Raw genomic sequence first — 19179 nt, 5'->3', positions numbered from 1 at the left:
GGGACCGGAGAGAACTTCATGTCACAGCGTCACGCGCCAGTCATAGTCATCGGCTCAGGTCCTGCTGGTTATACTGCGGCGATTTATGCCGCCCGCGCCATGCTGAAGCCCATTGTCATTGCCGGGCTGCAACAGGGTGGGCAGCTGATGATCACCACCGATGTGGAAAACTATCCGGGCTATGCCGATCCGGTGCAGGGGCCATGGATGATGGACCAGATGGCGACGCAGGCGCAGAATGTCGGCGCAGAGATCGTCCATGACATCATCACCGAGGTTGAAACCACCGTGCGGCCTTTCCGCCTGAAGGGTGATTCCGGCACGATCTATACCTGCGATGCCCTGATTATCGCCACGGGTGCACAGGCCAAGTGGCTTGGCCTCGACAGCGAGCAGACCTTCATGGGCGGCGGCGTTTCGGCTTGCGCAACCTGTGACGGTTTCTTCTACCGCGGCAAGGATGTGGTCGTCGTCGGCGGCGGCAATACCGCTGTCGAGGAAGCGCTTTATCTGTCGCATATCGCCAAGAGCGTGACGGTCGTGCATCGCCGCGACGGCTTCCGTGCAGAAAAAATCATGCAGGATCGCCTGCTTGCGCGCCAGAACGTCTCCGTGATCTGGAACAGTGTGATCGACGAAATCCTCGGCACGGAGGCAAAGCCGCCCATGGGCGCGACCGTGACCGGCGTGCGCCTCAAGAACGTGGTGACGGGCGAGACGCAGGAACTCGACACGCATGGTGTTTTTGTCGCTATCGGCCACGCACCTGCGGTTTCTTTGTTCGAGGGCAAACTCAAGCAGAAGCCAAACGGCTATCTATGGACCGCACCCGATTCGACGGCTACCGACGTTCCGGGCATCTTCGCTGCGGGCGATGTGACGGACGATATTTATCGGCAGGCTGTGACAGCCGCCGGTTTGGGTTGCATGGCTGCTCTTGAAGCCGAGCGCTGGCTTGCTGCACAGGAGCCGCTGCACGAAGCTGCGGAGTAAAGCATTTCCTGGCCAAAGGTGTGGGGCGGTTTTGCATAAGATGAATGCGGTGAAAACAATGAGAGGGGATAATCGTGGTCGCTCCGCTCGACTGGGATAAACTGCGCATTTTTCATGCTGCGGCTGAGGCTGGGTCGTTCACCCACGCAGCCCAGACATTGCATTTGTCGCAATCGGCCATCTCGCGTCAGGTGAGCGCGCTGGAGCAGGATGTCGGCGTCCCGCTGTTTCATCGTCATGCGCGCGGTCTGATCCTGACCGAGCAGGGCGAAACACTTTATCGCACGGCACATGACGTGCTGATGAAGCTCGAAAACGTTCGCTCGAAACTGGCAGAAAGCAAGGAAAAGCCGACAGGTCGTCTCCGCGTGACGACGACTGTTGGTCTTGGGTCCGGCTGGCTGGTCGAGCGCATTCAAGAATTCGTCGAGCTTTATCCCGATATCCAGCTCCAGCTGATCCTCGACAATGAGGAACTGGATCTGACGATGCGCCATGCGGATTGTGCCATCCGGTTGCGGCAGCCGCAGCAGCCGGACCTGATCCAGCGCCGACTGTTCACGGTGCATATGCATGTCTATGCATCGGCCGGATATGTTTCGAAATATGGCAAGCTGAATTCGATAGACGAGATCGACCAGCATCGCGTCGTGACCTTCGGTGAACCGGCGCCAAGCTATCTTACAGGTCTGAACTGGCTGGAGATTGCCGGACGTACCGATGGCAGCACACGCATTCCGGCTCTGCAGGTGAACAATCTGCTGTCGATCCGTCGCGCTGTGCAGCGCGGCGTCGGCATTGCGGTTCTGCCCGATTATATGGCCGACAAGGAATCCGGGCTGGTGCAGCTTCTGCCGGAACTGGAAGAGATACCATCCTTCGATACGTTCTTCTGCTATCCGGAAGCCTTGAAGAACTCCGCGAAACTGCATGCATTCCGTGACTTCCTGTTTTCGAAGGCCCGAAACTGGACTTATTGATTGCAGCTTGCGATTTAAAAAAGGCCGCGCTGGCAATCAGCGCGGCCTTTTGTTGTTGGTGATGGCTGATTACTTGCGCGGCAAGAGGCGCTGGACTTCCTTCGCGGCATCGGCAAGGGCATCTTCCGGCGTGGCGGACTGCTCGACGACACGCGAAAGATTGTCCACGATGGTCTGCGTTACCTTCACGCCATTCGAACCCGGGAAGGCGTACCATGGGATCATCAGCGACATCTGGCTGAGGCCAGCCTTGAAAAGCGGATTCTCCTCATAGAACTTGCCGAGATATTCGTCGGACTTCGCAGCGAGCTCGTTGTTCGGCACGTAGCCGGTGCCGGGAACCACAACGGAAGCACCGTATGGTCCGGCGGCGAACTTGGCGAATTTCCACGCCGCATCCTGCTTGGCCTGATCTTCGGTCAGGATGACAACCGCGTTGCCGCCGGTTGGCAGACGACCCTTTTCAGCGTTGATAAGCGGGATTTTCGCTGTGCGAAGATCGAACTTGTCGCCAACATTCTTGATCGTGTTGCGCAGCGCGCCAGTCGTCTGGAACGAGAAGCCGACCTTGCCAGCCGCGAAAGCCTGTTCGCCCGCAGCCTTGGTCAGAACCGGCATGCCGCCTTCCTTCACCATGCGGTCAACCAGCTTGAAGGCTTCAAGCCCTTCCGGACCGTTGAAGGCAACCTTCTTCTCGTCATCGGTCAGCATGGTGCCGCCCGCGCCGAACAGAAGGGCTGAGAACATCCAGTCGTCGCCCTGCCAGCGGAAGTCGATGCCCTCATTGCCGTTGCCGAGGGCCTTGATCTTGCCGCCGAGCTCAATCACTTCGTCCCAGGTGGTGGGGGGAGTGTCGGGATTACCGCCTGCCGCTTTCAGAAGATCGGCATTGTAATACATGATCGGATTGGAGGTTGCGAAAGCAAGGCCGACCTGACGGTCGCCGACGCGGGCGAGGCTCAGCAGGTGATCGGTGAAGCCCTGCGCTTCCATATCGGCTTCTTTTTCGACCAACGGCTTCATGTCGACGCCGATATTGCGTTCCGCCAGAACACGCAGGCGGTTCAAACCGGTGAAGGTGATATCAGGCATTTCAGACGTCCCGGCCTGACGCATGATCGTCTGGATGCCTTCTTCGTAGGTTGCAGACGGGCTGACGAAGTTGATCTTGATGTCCAGATTTTCTTCCATGAACTTCTTGGAGATGTCGGCCATGACATCCTTGAAGAAGCCCGGCATCGGATAGTGCACGTTCAGCGTCGTGTCAGCGAAGGCGGGCGAACCGAGGCCGGTTACCATGGCCAGAGCGGCAAGTGCGCCTGAAAAGCGTTTCATGTTTGAACTCCTGTGGAGGATGGGAGGGAAGAATTCAGCCCTTGAGGCCGGTGAGGGTGATGCCTTCGATGAAGCGGCGCTGGGCGGCGAGAAATGCCAGCAGCAGCGGCAGGGTGATGATGAGAGTTGCGGCCATCAGCGCTCCGTAATCATCGCCTGCTTCCGCAGCGCGGAAATAGAGGAGGCCGAGCGGCGGCGTGGCGCGTTCCATGCCGTTGACGACGATCAGCGGCCAGAACAGGTCGTTCCAGTGCGCGACAACCGAGAAGATCGAGAAGGCGGTGATGGCAGGCCAGGCATTGGGTACGATCACTCGCATGACGATGCCTGCTTCCGACATGCCGTCGAGGCGAGCGGCACTGATCAGATCATCCGGCATGGCGCGGAAGAACTGCAGGAACAGGAATATGCCGAAGACCGAGATGAAGAACGGAGCGCTGAGAGCAAAATAGCTGTTGAGCACGCCGAGCTGGTTGAAACCTACGTAGAAGGGCAATGCGGTGGCATGGATCGGCACGAGCAGGCCGAGCATGACCATCATCATCATAGTGCGCTGGCCGCGGAAATTGAGCTTTGCCATGGCATAGGCGCAGGGAATTGCGACCACGACCTGAATGACCAGAACGAGCGCGCAGACGACCACGCCGTTAAACAGCAAAAGCCCCATCGGCACACGGCTGAATGCTTTGGAAAGATTATCCCATAGCGCCCAGTTGTGCGGGATCAGCGACAAGGAAGACGAGAAAATATCCTGCTGGGATTTTGCCGCTGTCGACAGCATGAAGATATAGGGCGCCAGAAACAGCAGGGCCCCCAGTGACAGAATGCCGAGGCGAATCGAACGTGCAAGCGACATGGGAGGTCCCCTCAATAGTGGGTGCGGCGGTCCAGCACGCGGAATTGCAGCATCATCAGGATCACGAGGACCGCGAGAAAGATCACCGTCATGGCGGAGGCATAGCCGACGCGCAGATAGACGAAGCCTTCCTGATAAATAGTCCAGAGCAACACTTCAGAAGCCTTGTTCGGGCCGCCTTCGGTCAGCGTCTTGACCGTCTCGAACACCTTCACGGCATTGATGATGCTGATTGTTGTGACGAATAGCGTGGTCGGGCCGAGCAGGGGCCATGTGACCAGCCGGAAGCGTTCCCAACTGTTTTTCACGCCGTCCACTTCGGCTGCCGAGTAGAGTTCTCGCGGGATGGCCGTGAGACCGGCCAAAAACAGCACCATGTTGAAGCCGACGCTCTGCCAGATGCCGATCAGTGCGAGGCTGAGCAGCACCGTCTCGCTGGAGCCGAGCCAGTTGGGACCGGCAATGCCGATCATGCCCAGCATGGCGTTAACGGGGCCCAGCGTCGGATGCAGCAGATATTGCCAGACGGTGGCCATGGCGACGAGGAGCGAAGCCACCGGCAGGAAGTAAACCGTGCGGAAGAAGGATTTGCCGCGAACTTCGCCTTCGATAAGGAGGGCTACGCCGAGACCGAGAAAGACGGAAGCGGGCGCGACGATGGCGGTATAGATGGCGGTGTTCTTCAGCGAGATCAGAAACGTACGGTCGTTGAAGAGTTCGGCATAGTTTTCCAGTCCAATGAATTCAAAACCGTCATAGCCAAGCTCGAAATTGGTCAGGCTCCAGAAAATGACGGCGGCTGTCGGCAGGAGGATCAGCAGTACCGTCAAAATGATGGCTGGAGCTGCCAGTTTCCATGCCAGCCGTTCTTCACGGCGGCGGGCTTCCTCAGCTGCCGTCCGTGCGCCAATGGCTGCATGGCTGGATAGCGTCATATCAGACATGAGCGGCAGCCTTTTCCGGCGATGCCGTCTTGACGATATTTCCGGCGGGCTGGCGCAGGCGCAGTCCATCTTCTCCGAAGAGATAGGCGTTGCTGGCATCGAAATGCAGGCCGACGGGGAGGCCAATGGCCATGTTGCGAGCCTCTTCGGGTGAAAGCTTCACAGTGAGATCCTGCGAAGCGCCGGGAGCCTTGAGATAGACGAGAACTTCCGAACCGAGGAATTCGATCCGCGAAACCGTGCCCGCAATGCCTGTCTTGTCGTGCGGCTTGAGCTGAAAATGCTCAGGACGAACGCCGATACGGATATCGGTGCCGGAATGGGCGGCGACATCCTGCAGGATGGCGCGGCCTGCAAAATGCACCGTGCCATTATCGCTGACCAAAGCTTCCAGAATATTGATGCGCGGCGTGCCGATGAATTGCGCAACCTCGATATGGCGCGGATCATTATAGATCGCAGTCGGCGTGTCGATCTGGAGCAGCTTGCCGCCCATCATCACCGCAACGCGGTCGGCCATGCTGAGTGCTTCAGCCTGATCGTGGGTCACGTAGATGGTGGGGACACCGGCGCGGCGATGCAGTTCGACGATTTCCGCACGAGTGTGAACACGTAGATTGGCATCGAGGTTCGATAGCGGCTCATCCATCAGGAATGCGCCGGGCTGACGGACGAGCGCGCGGGCAAGGGCCACGCGCTGACGCTGGCCACCAGACATCTGGCCCGGCTTGCGGTCGAGCAGGTGGTCGATCTTGAGGCTCGTTGCGGTTGCCTTGACCTGTTTTTGAATGGCGGCGCGCTTGCTGCGCTGACCGGGAATGAACGCGCCGATCATGGGCAGGCGTTCCACGGCGGTCAGATCACGCATCGCAAGCGGCACCGCGATATTCTGCGCTGTCGTCAGGTGGGGATAGAGAGCGTAGGACTGGAACACCATGGCGATGTTCCGGTCAGCGGGGTGAGCGCCGGTTATGTTGCGCCCTGCAAGCTCCACGCTTCCTTCATCGGCATGGTCCAAACCGGCGAGAATACGCAGCAACGTACTCTTGCCGCAGCCCGACGGGCCGACGAGGGCGATGAATTCACCTTCCGCGGCTTCGATGGAAATGCCATCGAGAATGCGGTTGCCCCCGTAGGATTTGCCGATGTCGCGAAGGACGAGCGTGCTCACTGGCTTGCCTCCTCGGTGACTTTCTCGCTATCGCCGGAGTGGTGGGGATAGACTTCATGCACCACGTCATCGATGACATAGGGCGTCAGCTCATCGATGCGAACGATACTGCTCGTCGCGACCTCGTCGAGATCGTGAATGGCAGCGCCGAGAATGCGCTCGCCGGGCAGGTCGCGTTCCATCGGTCCAACGATGAAGGCGGCGGCAGGCGCCCAGACATAGTTCGTGCCGAAAGCGTCGCCCGACCAGGCGCGGTGCAGATGGCCGCTGGCATGGAGCTGCACATTATATTGCGTGAAAAGATCATAAAGACGCTGGCGCGGGGCAGGGCGAATGCCCCAGTAACCGCTGTCCCCTTCTTCCGGGTCGTCCACAAAGAGCGGCTTGTGGGCGAAGACGGCGACGGGCTTGCCGCCGCTATTCTTCAATTCGTCTTCGAACCACTGAAACTGTTCCGCTTCTTCGGCTTCGCCGGAGCCGATGACAAGGCTGTTGAGGCCGATGATGCGCCAGTTGCCGAAATTTTCCGCCCAGCGATCCGGGCCGATATGCCGACGCCAGCGCATCAGGCGCTGCGCATTGACCGGCTGGTGGCTTTCGGGAAGGTGGCCGATATCGTGATTACCGGGAAGGCTGAGAACGCGGGCAGGAAGCTCGTCCAGACAAGTACGGCAGAACAGAAGGTCGGCCTCCACATCGGCGCCATCAACCGTCAGGTCGCCAGTATGGATGACCAGATCCGGCTTCTGCTCATCGATCCAGGCAACGAGCGGTTCCCAGTTGCGGTTGAAGTGCGGCTTGATGGGGCTGAGGTGGGTGTCTGTAATCTGAACGATCCGCACGGGTACGCTCCTTCTCGGGTCTGTCTCTTGTCGCAACGGCTTTTTACGCGCTGCACATGTGCCGGGCGCGCCATGCGCGGCATCTTGCCGGGGCTTTTAGGCGTGTTGTGTGACAGGCCCGCTGCACTGCAGTGACAGTTGCATGACATCTGCTTGGAGCGACTCAAAAAGGGTGATTTGCCGCATTTGGAGGCATCGTTGTTTCGCCGCTGCTCATGCATTAGGCGATCGATCTGCACATTATAATATTACGAAGTAATTCATATCGTCATAAGTTGTTGTTTTTAAATTGATTTATGCTCTGATCAAGACATGCGTAAAACGCATAGCTGCATTGCGCTAAAGTCGCATTGCAAAAACAATGGGCAAGAGGCATATAAGGATCATCTCAGTGCTGCGTTTCCTCCTCCCATTTGCGCAGGCTGAGTGTTCCCCTCTGGAGGTTTGCCTCGAAGGCACCTTCAAAACTCAAAGCCAGACATTTGTCTGGCTTTTTTTTTGGCTTTTCGCCAAGTCTCATTTGTTTTCTCGAATTGCAGGCACGAAAAAGGGGCCTCTCGGCCCCTTTGTTATTTTCGGTTCGACCTGTTTAGCGCAGGCTGGCGCAGAAGCGCTGGATGCGGGTGCAGGCTTCTTCAAGCAGCGTATCCGACGTTGCATAGGAAATACGGAAGTTCGGTCCAAGTCCGAAAGCCGAACCGTGAACGACGGCGACGCCTTCTGCTTCCAGCAATTCGGTGACGAAGTCTTCGTCGGTTTCAATGACCTTGCCTGCTTCCGTTTTCTTGCCGATCAGGTCTGCGCAAGACGGATAGACGTAGAAGGCACCTTCCGGCGTCGGGCACTGGATGCCTTTGGCCTGATTGAGCATCGACACGACCAGATCACGGCGCGCCTGGAAGATCTTCTTGTTTTCCGGAATGAAATCCTGGGTGCCATTGAGTGCTTCGACTGCGGCCCATTGCGCGATGGAGCAGGCGCCGGAGGTCTGCTGACCCTGAACCATATCCATGGCCTTGATGAGCTGTAGCGGGCCTGCGGCGTAACCGATGCGCCAGCCGGTCATGGCATAGGCCTTCGACACGCCGTTCATGGTGAGCGTGCGGTCGTAAAGCGAAGGCTCGACCTGAGCAGGGGTCGTGAAGACGAAATCGCCATAGACCAGATGCTCATACATGTCGTCGGTCAGAATCCAGACATGCGGATGACGAACGAGAACGTCGGTCAGGGACTTGAGTTCTGCTTCCGTGTAAGCCGCGCCGGTCGGGTTCGACGGCGAGTTGAAGATCAGCCACTTGGTCTTGGGCGTGATGGCCTTTTCCAGATCGGCAGCGGTCAGCTTGAAATTGTCTTCGATCTTCGTGTTGATGAAGACGGGGTTGCCGCCGTTGATCGCCACCATTTCAGGATAGCTGACCCAGTAGGGGGCGGGAATGATGACTTCATCGCCGGGGTTCAGTGTCGCCATGAAGGCGTTGAACAGAATCTGCTTTCCGCCGGTGCCAACGATGGTCTGCTCCGGCTTGTAGTCGAGGCCGTTTTCGCGCTTGAACTTGGCAACGATGGCCTGACGCAGTTCAGGGATACCGGAAATCGGCGTGTACTTCGTTTCGCCGCGATTGATCGCGTCGATGGCAGCCTGCTTGATATTTGCGGGCGTGTCGAAGTCGGGCTCACCCGCTCCGAGACCAATCACGTCCTTGCCCTTGGCTTTCAGTTCACGTGCTTTCTGGCTGACCGCGATGGTCGCAGATGGCTTTACACGGGAAAGGGCGTCGGCGAGAAATGCCATGATAGATCTCCATAGATGGCAGGCTCTGTTAACCGGCACCGGGCAGGTCCGGTTTTGCGGGTTTTCTATGTCCCATCGGCGCCGGAAGCGCAACAGAAGGATTGTGATTTCATCGGCAATTGCCGGATTTCGCAAAAATGTGTTGCCGAAACGAACAGATCGATCAGCAATGCTGACATATTAACGCAAAAAACTGATTGGAACGGGCGGTTGTGCTTTATGCCTGCGAGCTAAGCGTGCATTGTGAGCGCCATGCTGCATGTTTCATGCAGACGTGGAGGGACGATCATGACGACAAGTTTCCAACTGCTTGTTCTGCTGACTGCATGGGGAAGCGCTATTACAGGCGGCATCTTCTATGCGTTCTCAAGTTTTGTGATGGCCGCGCTGGCACGTATTCCGGCCGATGCGGGTATAACGGCGATGCAGTCGATCAATGTCACCGTCATCAACGGCACGTTCTTTGCCGTCTTCTTCGGCACGGCATTGTTGTGTCTGGCGATTATCGTACTGGGATTGATGGGCTTTGGGGGGCTGTCGAAATGGGCGATGATCGGCGCTGCCGTTTATCTCGTCGGCACGATCGGCGTGACGATGGCTCTTAATGTGCCGCTGAATAACCAGCTTGCGGCGATGGATGCCAATGCTGCGGCTTCGGCAGATGTCTGGCTCGCTTATGTCCGCGACTGGACTATGTGGAACCACGTCCGCACCATTGCGGCGCTGATTGCCGCCGTCATGCTTGGCGCGAGCGCGCTGGCAGGGACTGGTTAAAACAGACAATAAAAAAGCGGGCCCGAGGGCCCGCCTTTTCTCTGCCTTGCGGCAAAACTTATGCTGCGACGAGGTTGTCGGCAGACGAACGGCCCGAACGGCGGTCCTGAACGATTTCGTAAGAAACCTTCTGACCTTCATCGAGCGTGGCAAGGCCAGCGCGCTGAACGGCGGAGATGTGAACGAAAACGTCCGTGCCGCCCTGGTCAGGCTGGATGAAGCCGAAGCCCTTGGTCGTATTGAACCACTTAACTGTTCCCGTAGCCATGGGAAATTCCTTTGTAACATTAGTAGTAGAGTAGTCCGTATGCTTCGCACACGTCCCTGTGAATCGAATTTATGGACAGGAGATCGTCAGGAAGCACGGCGGGCCGCACGGGTCGCAAAGTCACTCGACCGAAAAATCGATGCGCTAACTATATGCGACAAACTTGACCAGCACAAGACAGCTACATTGCCAACTAGAAACTGATTTTACCAAGGCTTTCTGCCATACCGAGTCCGAGACGGTTTTGCGCGTTCGCTCGGTCGAGCCAGAACAGCCGGAACAGAATCGGGGCGCCCCCGTCGCATGGCGACATTTCATAGTGATCCCAGGTTTCAGGCGTCGCGACTCTCAATTGCAGGTGAAAACAGTGACGGCGGTGAAGCTCTCTCTGTCCTCTTTCCAGATAATCATAGTCGAAGCTTTCGAGATGGATCATGCCATCGTCATAAAGAAGGCCGGTTTCCTCGGTGAATTCGCGGTAGGCGGCGGCGAGAATGTCTTCTCCCGTATCCACAGTGCCGCCCGGCACCTGAAGCGGCGTATCAGGAAAATCCGGTTCTGCGAAAACGAGAAGCCGGTTGTTCCACGTTGCATAAATAAGCACTTTGTCGATGGGTTGGATCGTGACGGTCATGGAATGTTCCGGCAGGGTTAGCGTTCAGGCCATAATTGCAACGAATGATTTGCCGTAAAACCTGCATATTGTTGTGACCCATCATAAGCGGTTTGCCGGAAAAGCGTGCTGATTTCCTATCTTTGACTTCCACGTGACGTAGATATTCAGCATGTTGCAAAATATATCTGCAAAACTGAGCCGGACGGGTGGGCAGCGAGGCAGGACATGACGTCTGAACCAGGCAAGGACAAGACGAAGCAAAACGCGCCTAAGAAGGAACGCCGCCGCAGGAAGCCCAAGCGCAGTGTCACCGAGCGCCTGCGCAAGAGTTCGGCGAAGTTGATCGGCGGCACGCCATCACGCGACGGAACCGATCTCTTCTCTCAAGTTTCGATGATGGTCGGGGCCTTTATGGTCTCGCCGGTACGCAATACACTGATTGCGCTGGGGACCGGCATTTTCGTTCTCATCGTGCTGATCGCCATCGGACAGGTCGCCATCAATCGATGGAACGAACCTTTCTACGATGCGCTCTCCCGTCGGGATTTGCAGGCTTTCTTCCACCAGCTGATGGTTTTCTTCGGGATTGCGGGCAGTCTGCTTGTACTCAATGTATCGCAAACCTGGCTTAACCAGATGTTCAAGCTCAAAATGCGTGAGGGACTGGCGCGCGATCTGGTCGGGCAATGGCTTGTACCGGGCCGGGCATTTCGTCTGGCCAATGCTGGCGAAATCGGCATCAATCCCGATCAACGTTTGCATGAGGATGCACGCCATCTGGCCGAAACTTCCTGCGATCTTGGCATAAACCTGCTTCAGTCCACCGTTATTCTGGTGAGTTTCGTGGGGGTGTTGTGGTCGCTGTCGAGCGGTTTCGTGTTCCATATCGCTGGCTACAGTTTCTCGATCCCCGGCTATATGGTCTGGGCCGTCATCCTTTATGCGGCTTCCGCCTCCTGGCTCACATGGATCGTCGGGCGCAGTCTGGTCAACATCAACGCCAATCGCTATGCGCGCGAAGCGGATTTCCGCGCATCGCTGATGCGGGTCAATGAGCATGTGGACGCCATCACCCTGTCGCGCGGCGAAGGGGATGAAAGACGTCGTCTCGATCTGGATATCGACGCGGTTCTGGGTGCGATCCGCAAGATCGTCTATGCGACGACGCGGCTGACCTGGGTGACCGCCGGTTATGGCTGGCTGACAATCGTGGCACCAATTCTTGTCGCGGCTCCGGTCTATTTCGGCGGCGGGCTGACATTCGGCGGGCTGATGATGGCAGTTGGCGCGTTTACACAGGTACACAATGCGCTGCGCTGGTTTGTCGATAATTTCGGTGCGATTGCCGACTGGCGGGCGACGCTGCTGCGTGTGGCGAGTTTCCGCCAGGCGGTACTGCATATGGATGCACTCGGCCGTCTCGACCGGCAGATCGAGCTTGCGGCGAATGATGATGACAGGCTGACGCTGGACGATGTTTCCATCGCCGCTCCCGATCAGTGTGTGAAGCTTTCCCGCAAGGCCTTTTCGGTACGGCCCGGCGATCGCGTGCTTGTGACGGGCGGGACCGAGACGCAAAGAACATTATTGTTCCGCGCATTGGGCGGGCTTTGGCCATGGGGCGAGGGGCGGATCGGTATGCCCGCCGGCGATGGTGTCGCCTTCATGCCGCGCGCACCTTATTTTCCGCCGGGCAACCTCAGGGGCGTGCTCGTCTATCCGCTCGATATGAAGAAGTTTTCCGAAGCGGATCTGGAAAACGTGCTGCGACGGGCCGGGCTTGAACGACTCTCCACGAGCCTCGACCGCGTTGCGCGTTGGGACCGCGTCCTGACGGACGATGAGCGCCAATGCATCGCCTTTGCCCGCCTGATCTTGCAGAAACCGGCGTGGATCGTCATCGATGGTGCGCTCGATGGCCTCGACGCCGAAGCCTATGACCGGATTCGCGACCTGCTGAACAGCGAACTGAAAGATGCTGCCGTCATTCATCTCGGCAAGCCGCATCTGCATGACGGGCTTTTCACGCAGCAGGTTAATCTGGAGGACGATCCTTCCGGAAAGCCTCTGGAACTGCCAGCTCTCAAAACGGCATGAGAAAAGCCGCCGGATTGACCGACGGCTTTTCTATCTTTTTGGCTATGTGATTAGCGGAAGTAATCCTGCAGCGGGCGCACTTCCAGCGATCCGGCCTTGAGTGCGGCGATGGCTTCGGCGGCAGATTCCGCACCGGCCATGGTCGTGTAATAAGGCAGCTTCTGCATCAGCGTTGCGCGGCGGATCGACTTGCTATCGGAAACAGCACTTGCGCTGTCCGTCGTGTTGAAGACCAGGTGGATCTGGCGATTGCGGATCGCGTCTTCCACATGCGGACGGCCCTCAATGACCTTGTTGATCTTGGTCGCTTCGACGCCGTTGGCTTCGAGGAACTTCTGCGTGCCGCCGGTTGCCATGACCTTGAAGCCGATGCTTGCCAGCAGGCGGACGGGGCCGAGCACGCGTTCCTTGTCTTCGTCGCGGACGGATACGAAGACCGTGCCTTCACGCGGCAATTCCACGCCAGCGCCAAGCTGTGCCTTCGCGAAAGCCAGCGCATAGTCGTAGTCGAGGCCCATGACTTCGCCGGTCGAGCGCATTTCCGGTCCGAGCAGCGTATCGACGCCGGGGAAACGGGCGAACGGGAACACAGCTTCCTTGACTGCAATGTGCGGGCGTGCTGTCGACTGCGGCTTGCCGCCATAGGCGCCAAGTGCTGCTTCGAGGCTTTCGCCTGCCATGATGCGGGCTGCAACCTTGGCAATCGGTGTGCCGACTGTCTTGGCGACGAATGGAACCGTACGCGATGCGCGCGGATTGACTTCGAGAATGAAGATCTCGCCATCCTTGATCGCAAACTGCACGTTCATCAGGCCACCGACGTGAAGCGCCTTGGCAAGCGCTGCCGTCTGGCGTTCCAGTTCCGCAACGATTTCCGGCGAAAGCGTATGGACCGGCAGCGAGCAGGCGCTATCACCCGAATGGATACCGGCTTCCTCGATATGCTCCATGATACCCGCAACAAGGCTGTCCTTGCCGTCGCAGAGGCAATCGACGTCCACTTCGATGGCTTCCGTCAGATAGGTATCGAACAGAAGCGGGTTCTTGCCGAGCAGCGTGTTGATCTGGCCGGTCTTGTCGTTCGGATACTTGGCCTTGATGTCTTCCGGCACCAGTTCAGGCACGGTGTCGAGCAGGTAAGCCTGCAATCCGCGCTCGTCGTGGATGATCTGCATGGCGCGGCCGCCCAGAACATAGGACGGACGCACGACCAGCGGGAAGCCGAGATCGGCGGCGACAAGGCGCGCCTGTTCGACTGAATAGGCGATGCCGTTCTTCGGCTGGTTGAGGTCGAGCTTGATGAGAAGCTTCTGGAAACGGTCGCGATCTTCCGCAAGGTCGATGGCGTCCGGCGAGGTGCCGAGGATCGGGATTCCGGCCTTTTCAAGCGCATTGGCGAGCTTGAGCGGGGTCTGGCCGCCGAACTGGACGATAACGCCGTGCAGCGTGCCCTTTTCCTTTTCAACGCGCAGGATTTCCAGCACGTCTTCCGCCGTCAGCGGCTCGAAGTAGAGACGATCCGAGGTGTCGTAATCGGTCGAAACCGTTTCCGGGTTGCAATTGATCATGATGGCTTCGTAGTCGGCATCGCCGAGCGCGAAGGCCGCATGGCAGCAGCAATAGTCGAACTCGATGCCCTGACCGATACGGTTCGGGCCGCCGCCGAGAATGACGACCTTCTTGCGATCCGAAACTTCGGCTTCCGAACGCGGCTCACCGACGAAAGGCGTTTCATAGGTCGAGTACATATAGGCGGTCGGCGAGGCGAATTCGGCCGCGCAGGTGTCGATGCGCTTATAGACCGGATGCACATCCAGTTCGGTGCGCAGTTTGGCCACGTCTTCCGCATCCTTGCCGGTCAGGCTGGCAAGGCGGGCGTCGGAGAAGCCCATGGCTTTCAGCATGCGCAGGTTTTCGGCGTCCTGCGGCAGGCCGTGTTCGCGAATGCGCTCTTCGGTCTTCACGATGGCTTCGATCTGTTCGAGGAACCACGGATCGATCTTGGATGCGTCATGCACCTGCTCGGTGGTCAGGCCGAGACGCATTGCCTGCGCGACCATGCGCAGACGATCCGGCGTCGGCGTGCCGATGGCGGCGCGGATCGCGTTCTTTTCATCGCCTTCCTCGATGTTGGGAATGGCGATTTCATCGAGGCCCGTCAGGCCGGTTTCAAGTCCGCGTAGCGCCTTCTGCAAGCTTTCCTGGAAGGTACGGCCAATGGCCATGACTTCACCGACCGACTTCATGGCGGTGGTCAGGATCGGCGAGGAGCCGGGAAACTTTTCGAAGGCGAAACGCGGGATCTTGGTGACGACATAATCGATCGACGGTTCGAACGAGGCAGGCGTTGCGCCGCCGGTAATGTCGTTGTCCAGTTCGTCAAGCGTGTAGCCGACGGCAAGCTTGGCTGCGACCTTGGCAATCGGGAAGCCGGTTGCCTTCGACGCCAGAGCGGACGAACGCGACACGCGCGGGTTCATTTCGATGACGATCATGCGGCCGTTGGCCGGGTTGATCGCGAACTGCACGTTGGAGCCGCCGGTTTCGACGCCGATCTCGCGCAGTACCGCAATCGAGGCGTTACGCATGATCTGGTATTCTTTGTCGGTTAGCGTCAGCGCTGGTGCAACGGTGATCGAGTCGCCGGTATGCACGCCCATCGGATCGAGATTTTCGATCGAGCAGATGATGATGCAGTTGTCCGCTTTGTCGCGGACGACTTCCATTTCATATTCTTTCCAGCCGAGAACCGACTCTTCGATCAGAACTTCGGTCGTCGGCGATGCATCCAGACCGCGCTCGATGATTTCGAAGAATTCCTGGCGGTTATAGGCAATACCGCCGCCCGTACCGCCGAGCGTGAAGCTTGGGCGGATAATGGCAGGAAGACCAACCACGTCTAGCGCCTGCGCAGCCTTTGCAAGTGCGTGCGTCATGTAGCGCTGCTTGCGCTCGACTTCGCCGAGCTGCCATTCTGTTTCAAGCTTGTCGAGCGCCTTGTCCAGCTCGTCGCCGGAAAACTGCGACTTCACTTCAGCGCGCTTGGCTTCGTGACGCTTGCGGTCTTCGTCCTTGATTTCGGTGGCGTTTGCGAGCCTGGATTCCGGCGTATCAAGGCCGATCTTGTCCATGGCTTCACGGAAGAGTGCGCGGTCTTCGGCCTTGTCGATAGCATCGGCATTGGCGCCGATCATCTCGACGTTATAACGTTCAAGCACACCCATGCGGCGCAGCGAAAGCGCGGTGTTGAGCGCGGTCTGGCCACCCATCGTCGGCAGGATCGCGTCCGGGCGCTCCTTGGCGATGATCTTGGCGACGACTTCCGGCGTGATCGGCTCGATATAGGTCGCGTCCGCCAGATCGGGATCGGTCATGATCGTGGCCGGGTTGGAGTTGACGAGGATGATGCGGTAGCCTTCCTCTTTCAACGCCTTGCAAGCCTGCGTGCCCGAATAGTCGAACTCGCAAGCCTGGCCAATGACAATGGGGCCCGCGCCGATAATCAGGATCGATTTGATATCTGTACGTTTCGGCATGGGCGCTCATCCTATCTTCTTCGCGTGCATGATCTTGTCCGAAAACCGGTCCCCGTGTTTCGGGATCATGCTGATTTAGCCTGCCAGAAAAGCCCGCACGGTTTACCGGCGGGTTGGCAGCGTATGAATTCTGTGGGCTAAGCGGGCCTTATAGGCAATCATTTCGATAAGCGGAACCCCACAAATCGTTTTATTTCAAAGAAAATGCGGGCATTCACGGAAATTCTTGGCCATGGAGGCAAAAGTTTTGATTGACTGCGGCAAAGGGGCGAGGGCCGGTTCTATATTGCGAAAGAGTCTTCGTTTGTGATTGATGCTGCCATTTACTTTTTATGTTGCCGTGCCAACTCTTTATGCGACAATTACAGGTATAGTTTGGTGCTGCTTCGTTGTGAGCGGCACGGTGCAGGGGAGTTGGTCAATGCGCTGGCAAGGCCGTAGGCAAAGCGACAATGTGGAAGATCTGCGCGGAGAGCAGGGTGGTGGGGTTGGCGGCGGCTTCGGTCGCGGTGGCGGTCTTGGCGGGCCCGGTTTTCGAATCGTTCGCGGCGGCGGAATTTCCGGCATTCTCATTCTGGTGGTGATGTTCTTCGTGTTGCGCGCAGTTGGCATCGACCCGCTGCCGATTCTGTTCGGGGATGGCAGCATGGGGCCGAGCGTAACCCAGCAGGCCGGGCAATCCGGCCGAACGGTTGCCGAGGGCGGTAATGTTGCCAATGACGAAACAACGCAGTTCGCTCGTACGGTGCTGGCGGAGACGGAAGACGTCTGGAGCGGCATTTTCAAGTCGCGTGGCCAGACCTACACGCCGCCGACCATGGTGCTGTTTTCCGGTCAGGTCCGTTCGGCCTGCGGCTTTGCTTCCGCTGCCTCCGGCCCGTTCTACTGCCCCGGTGACCGCAAGCTCTACATAGACCTGAGTTTCTACAAGGAACTGGCAAACCGCTTCGGTGCTTCCGGCGATTTTGCGCAGGCCTATGTCCTTGCGCATGAAGTGGGCCATCACATCCAGAATCTTCTGGGCATCCTGCCCAAGTTCAACCAGATGCGCCAGCAGATGAGCGAAGCGCAAGCGAACCAGATGTCGGTGCGCGTCGAACTTCAAGCCGATTGCTTCGCGGGAGTATGGGGCTATTACACGGAGCAGAAGGGTATTCTGGAAGCAGGCGACCTCGAAGAAGCGCTTAACGCGGCACATCAGATCGGCGACGATACGCTGCAGCGGCGCAGTCAGGGTTATGTGGTGCCGGAGAGCTTTAATCATGGAACATCTGCCCAGCGCGCCAAGTGGTTCCAGCGCGGTTTCGATAGTGGCAAGCTGGAAATGTGCGATACGTTTAGCGGCGACGTTTAAAGCTACTGCGATACTGTAGAAAAAGGCGGTTTCGACCGCCTTTTTCTTTATGCAGGGAAGCCCTGTCCTTTTTGTCTAAAGCCTGCAATATTCGTCTTGTCGTGAAATAATTTTCCAGATAAATGCTTTCGCACCGGCGCGGCCTTTTTCCGATTTACAAGCGTGACGCTCAGCTTTGAGCGGCGATAGCGCGCGCGTTTTCTAATCAACACAATTTATGAATGTTCCACCTTGTCTGTCGTGGAGCATATTTCAGGTGTCCCATGCATGATCCCCAGTTTGTACGGCGGGGCTTGTTACTCGTCTTTATGACACTGTTTCTCGACATTATCGGCATTGCAATCATCATGCCGGTTCTGCCGACCTTTCTTGAAGAGCTGACCGGCGCGGATATCAGTACCGCAGCCGTGGATGGCGGCTGGCTCTTGCTGGTTTATGCCGGGATGCAGTTCCTGTTTGCGCCGATGATCGGCAATCTGAGTGATCGTTTCGGGCGTCGCCCGGTGCTGCTCGCCTCGATCTTCACCTTCGCGCTCGACAATCTGATCTGCGCGCTTGCAGCCTCCTACTGGATGCTGTTTGTCGGTCGTGTTCTGGCGGGTATCAGCGGAGCGAGCTTCGCGACCGCTTCCGCCTACATTGCCGATGTCAGCGATGACAGTAATCGCGCGCGCAATTTCGGCCTGATCGGCATTGCCTTCGGTGTCGGTTTCGCACTCGGTCCTGTTCTGGGCGGCTTGCTGGGTGAATTCGGTCCGCGCGTTCCGTTCTACGGAGCGGCGTTCCTGTCCTTCATCAACTTCGTTCTGGCCTATTTCCTGTTGCCTGAAACGCTGACACGAGAAAACCGGCGCACCTTCCAGTTTGCCCGAGCCAATCCGCTCGGCGCGCTCAAGCAGATGCGGAATTATCCGGGCATCGGCTGGGTGGTGCTGGTCTTCTTCCTGTTCTGGCTGGCTCATGCCGTCTATCCGTCCGTCTGGGCCTTCGTCGGTGCTTATCGCTATAACTGGAGCGAAGCCCAGATTGGTCTGTCGCTCGGGCTCTTCGGTATCGGCGCGGCAATCGTGATGGCGCTGGTTCTGCCAAGAGTTCTGCCGGTGCTTGGCGAGCGGCGCACGGCGATCACTGGTGTGCTGTTCTCTTGTCTGGGCATGATCGGCTACGCCATCGCATGGGAAGGCTGGATGGTTTATGCCGTCATCTTCCTGACGGCGCTGGAAGGTCTGGCCGATCCGCCGCTGCGCAGTATTGCGGCAGGCAAGGTTCCGCCTTCCGCGCAGGGCGAATTGCAAGGGGCGCTGACAAGCGTATCGAGTATTACGACCATCATCGGTCCGCTTATCTTCACGCAGCTTTTCGCCGTGTTCACCGGCATGAATGCGCCGTTCGTCTTTGCGGGTATGCCTTATGCCGTCGGTGCGGGGCTGGTCTTGCTGGCGCTGGTCATTGTGGTGGCGCGGGTGCGCCCGACGCCACCGGCAAAGCTGTCAGAGGTTTGATGGATACGTAACGCAGAAAAGGCCGGAGTTTTCACTCCGGCCTCAGGCTGCTGACAAACCCGTTGATATTTTTCGGCGGGTTTTGTTTTTTAGGAGGGGCCGCGTTTTGCGACAGCGTT

Annotated in this window: 15 protein-coding genes and 1 pseudogene; 6 read left to right on the top strand and 10 right to left on the bottom strand. The window is 58.0% G+C overall.

Annotation, left to right across the window (positions count from 1 at the left end; all coding sequences use genetic code 11):
- Positions 1–18 precede the first annotated feature (18 nt).
- Together trxB and JNC70_RS14390 are read left to right on the top strand one after the other, a co-directional pair.
- On the top strand, positions 19–993 hold the full coding sequence (trxB, locus tag JNC70_RS14395) for a thioredoxin-disulfide reductase (RefSeq protein WP_104756010.1): 975 nt from the start codon (positions 19–21) through the stop codon (positions 991–993).
- A gap of 74 nt (positions 994–1067) precedes the next feature.
- Positions 1068–1973 (top strand): LysR family transcriptional regulator, encoded by a 906-nt coding sequence (locus JNC70_RS14390; protein ID WP_104756009.1) that lies wholly within the window; start codon positions 1068–1070, stop codon positions 1971–1973.
- A 69-nt stretch (positions 1974–2042) separates the two neighbouring features.
- Here JNC70_RS14390 and JNC70_RS14385 read toward each other — a convergent pair whose 3' ends face one another.
- The 7 genes and pseudogenes from JNC70_RS14385 to JNC70_RS14355 form a co-directional block, all read right to left on the bottom strand.
- Positions 2043–3308 carry an ABC transporter substrate-binding protein gene (locus JNC70_RS14385; RefSeq protein WP_104756008.1) on the bottom strand — a complete coding sequence of 422 codons (1266 nt, stop codon included), beginning with the start codon at positions 3306–3308 and terminating at the stop codon, positions 2043–2045.
- A 34-nt stretch (positions 3309–3342) separates the two neighbouring features.
- On the bottom strand, positions 3343–4164 hold the full coding sequence (locus JNC70_RS14380) for a carbohydrate ABC transporter permease (RefSeq protein WP_104756007.1): 822 nt from the start codon (positions 4162–4164) through the stop codon (positions 3343–3345).
- Positions 4165–4175: 11 nt separating this feature from the next.
- Complete coding sequence (locus JNC70_RS14375) at positions 4176–5108, bottom strand: carbohydrate ABC transporter permease (protein WP_104756006.1); 933 nt, start codon at positions 5106–5108, stop codon at positions 4176–4178.
- Positions 5101–6279, bottom strand: a complete 1179-nt coding sequence (locus JNC70_RS14370) for an ABC transporter ATP-binding protein (protein ID WP_104756005.1) — start codon at positions 6277–6279, stop codon at positions 5101–5103. Before JNC70_RS14370 ends, JNC70_RS14375 begins: the two co-directional genes overlap by 8 nt.
- Positions 6276–7121, bottom strand: a complete 846-nt coding sequence (locus tag JNC70_RS14365; RefSeq protein WP_104756004.1) for a metallophosphoesterase family protein — start codon at positions 7119–7121, stop codon at positions 6276–6278. The genes JNC70_RS14370 and JNC70_RS14365 overlap by 4 nt, the downstream gene beginning before the upstream one ends.
- Before the next feature lie 383 nt (positions 7122–7504).
- A pseudogene (locus JNC70_RS14360) lies at positions 7505–7694 on the bottom strand (hypothetical protein).
- A gap of 16 nt (positions 7695–7710) precedes the next feature.
- Entirely contained in the window at positions 7711–8913 is a 1203-nt protein-coding gene (locus tag JNC70_RS14355) for a pyridoxal phosphate-dependent aminotransferase (RefSeq protein WP_104756003.1), read from the bottom strand.
- Between the two features lie 288 nt (positions 8914–9201).
- On the opposite strand from JNC70_RS14355, the gene JNC70_RS14350 reads away from it, so the two are divergent.
- The gene (locus tag JNC70_RS14350; protein ID WP_104756002.1) at positions 9202–9687 is read left to right on the top strand and encodes an anthrone oxygenase family protein; all 486 of its coding nucleotides are present in this window, start codon (positions 9202–9204) and stop codon (positions 9685–9687) included.
- 58 nt (positions 9688–9745) lie between these two features.
- Here the strand turns inward: JNC70_RS14350 and JNC70_RS14345 are convergent, their stop codons facing one another.
- Positions 9746–9955 (bottom strand): cold-shock protein, encoded by a 210-nt coding sequence (locus JNC70_RS14345; protein ID WP_006471898.1) that lies wholly within the window; start codon positions 9953–9955, stop codon positions 9746–9748.
- Positions 9956–10148: 193 nt separating this feature from the next.
- Entirely contained in the window at positions 10149–10589 is a 441-nt protein-coding gene (locus tag JNC70_RS14340; protein ID WP_104756001.1) for an NUDIX hydrolase, read from the bottom strand.
- 207 nt (positions 10590–10796) lie between these two features.
- Between JNC70_RS14340 and JNC70_RS14335 the strand changes: the two genes are divergently transcribed.
- A complete protein-coding gene (locus JNC70_RS14335) occupies positions 10797–12668 on the top strand; it encodes an ABC transporter ATP-binding protein/permease (RefSeq protein ID WP_104756000.1) in 1872 nt (623 codons plus the stop codon).
- 50 nt (positions 12669–12718) lie between these two features.
- On the opposite strand, the gene carB is transcribed toward JNC70_RS14335, so the two are convergent.
- Complete coding sequence (gene carB / locus JNC70_RS14330; RefSeq protein WP_104755999.1) at positions 12719–16204, bottom strand: carbamoyl-phosphate synthase large subunit; 3486 nt, start codon at positions 16202–16204, stop codon at positions 12719–12721.
- Positions 16205–16625: 421 nt separating this feature from the next.
- Here carB and ypfJ point away from each other — a divergent pair, with 421 nt between their 5' ends.
- Together ypfJ and JNC70_RS14320 are read left to right on the top strand one after the other, a co-directional pair.
- Positions 16626–17558 carry a KPN_02809 family neutral zinc metallopeptidase gene (ypfJ, locus tag JNC70_RS14325; RefSeq protein ID WP_104755998.1) on the top strand — a complete coding sequence of 311 codons (933 nt, stop codon included), beginning with the start codon at positions 16626–16628 and terminating at the stop codon, positions 17556–17558.
- A 263-nt stretch (positions 17559–17821) separates the two neighbouring features.
- Positions 17822–19060 (top strand): TCR/Tet family MFS transporter, encoded by a 1239-nt coding sequence (locus JNC70_RS14320; protein WP_104755997.1) that lies wholly within the window; start codon positions 17822–17824, stop codon positions 19058–19060.
- Positions 19061–19179: the final 119 nt, after the last annotated feature.

Origin of the sequence: Brucella oryzae (assembly GCF_041929965.1) — a bacterium.
GTDB classification, from domain to species: Bacteria; Pseudomonadota; Alphaproteobacteria; order Rhizobiales; family Rhizobiaceae; genus Brucella; species Brucella oryzae.
This window is presented reverse-complemented; position numbering and strand designations above follow the sequence as displayed.

What these genes read in the sequence shown, in the direction of transcription:
- trxB (WP_104756010.1), top strand. Translation starts at nt 19, where the DNA reads ATGTCACAGCGTCACGCGCCAGTCATAGTCATCGGCTCAGGTCCTGCT.
- JNC70_RS14385 (WP_104756008.1), bottom strand. Translation starts at nt 3,308, where the DNA reads ATGAAACGCTTTTCAGGCGCACTTGCCGCTCTGGCCATGGTAACCGGC.
- JNC70_RS14380 (WP_104756007.1), bottom strand. Translation starts at nt 4,164, where the DNA reads ATGTCGCTTGCACGTTCGATTCGCCTCGGCATTCTGTCACTGGGGGCC.
- JNC70_RS14375 (WP_104756006.1), bottom strand. Translation starts at nt 5,108, where the DNA reads ATGTCTGATATGACGCTATCCAGCCATGCAGCCATTGGCGCACGGACG.
- JNC70_RS14355 (WP_104756003.1), bottom strand. Translation starts at nt 8,913, where the DNA reads ATGGCATTTCTCGCCGACGCCCTTTCCCGTGTAAAGCCATCTGCGACC.
- JNC70_RS14350 (WP_104756002.1), top strand. Translation starts at nt 9,202, where the DNA reads ATGACGACAAGTTTCCAACTGCTTGTTCTGCTGACTGCATGGGGAAGC.
- JNC70_RS14345 (WP_006471898.1), bottom strand. Translation starts at nt 9,955, where the DNA reads ATGGCTACGGGAACAGTTAAGTGGTTCAATACGACCAAGGGCTTCGGC.
- JNC70_RS14340 (WP_104756001.1), bottom strand. Translation starts at nt 10,589, where the DNA reads ATGACCGTCACGATCCAACCCATCGACAAAGTGCTTATTTATGCAACG.
- JNC70_RS14335 (WP_104756000.1), top strand. Translation starts at nt 10,797, where the DNA reads ATGACGTCTGAACCAGGCAAGGACAAGACGAAGCAAAACGCGCCTAAG.
- carB (WP_104755999.1), bottom strand. Translation starts at nt 16,204, where the DNA reads ATGCCGAAACGTACAGATATCAAATCGATCCTGATTATCGGCGCGGGC.
- ypfJ (WP_104755998.1), top strand. Translation starts at nt 16,626, where the DNA reads ATGCGCTGGCAAGGCCGTAGGCAAAGCGACAATGTGGAAGATCTGCGC.
- JNC70_RS14320 (WP_104755997.1), top strand. Translation starts at nt 17,822, where the DNA reads ATGCATGATCCCCAGTTTGTACGGCGGGGCTTGTTACTCGTCTTTATG.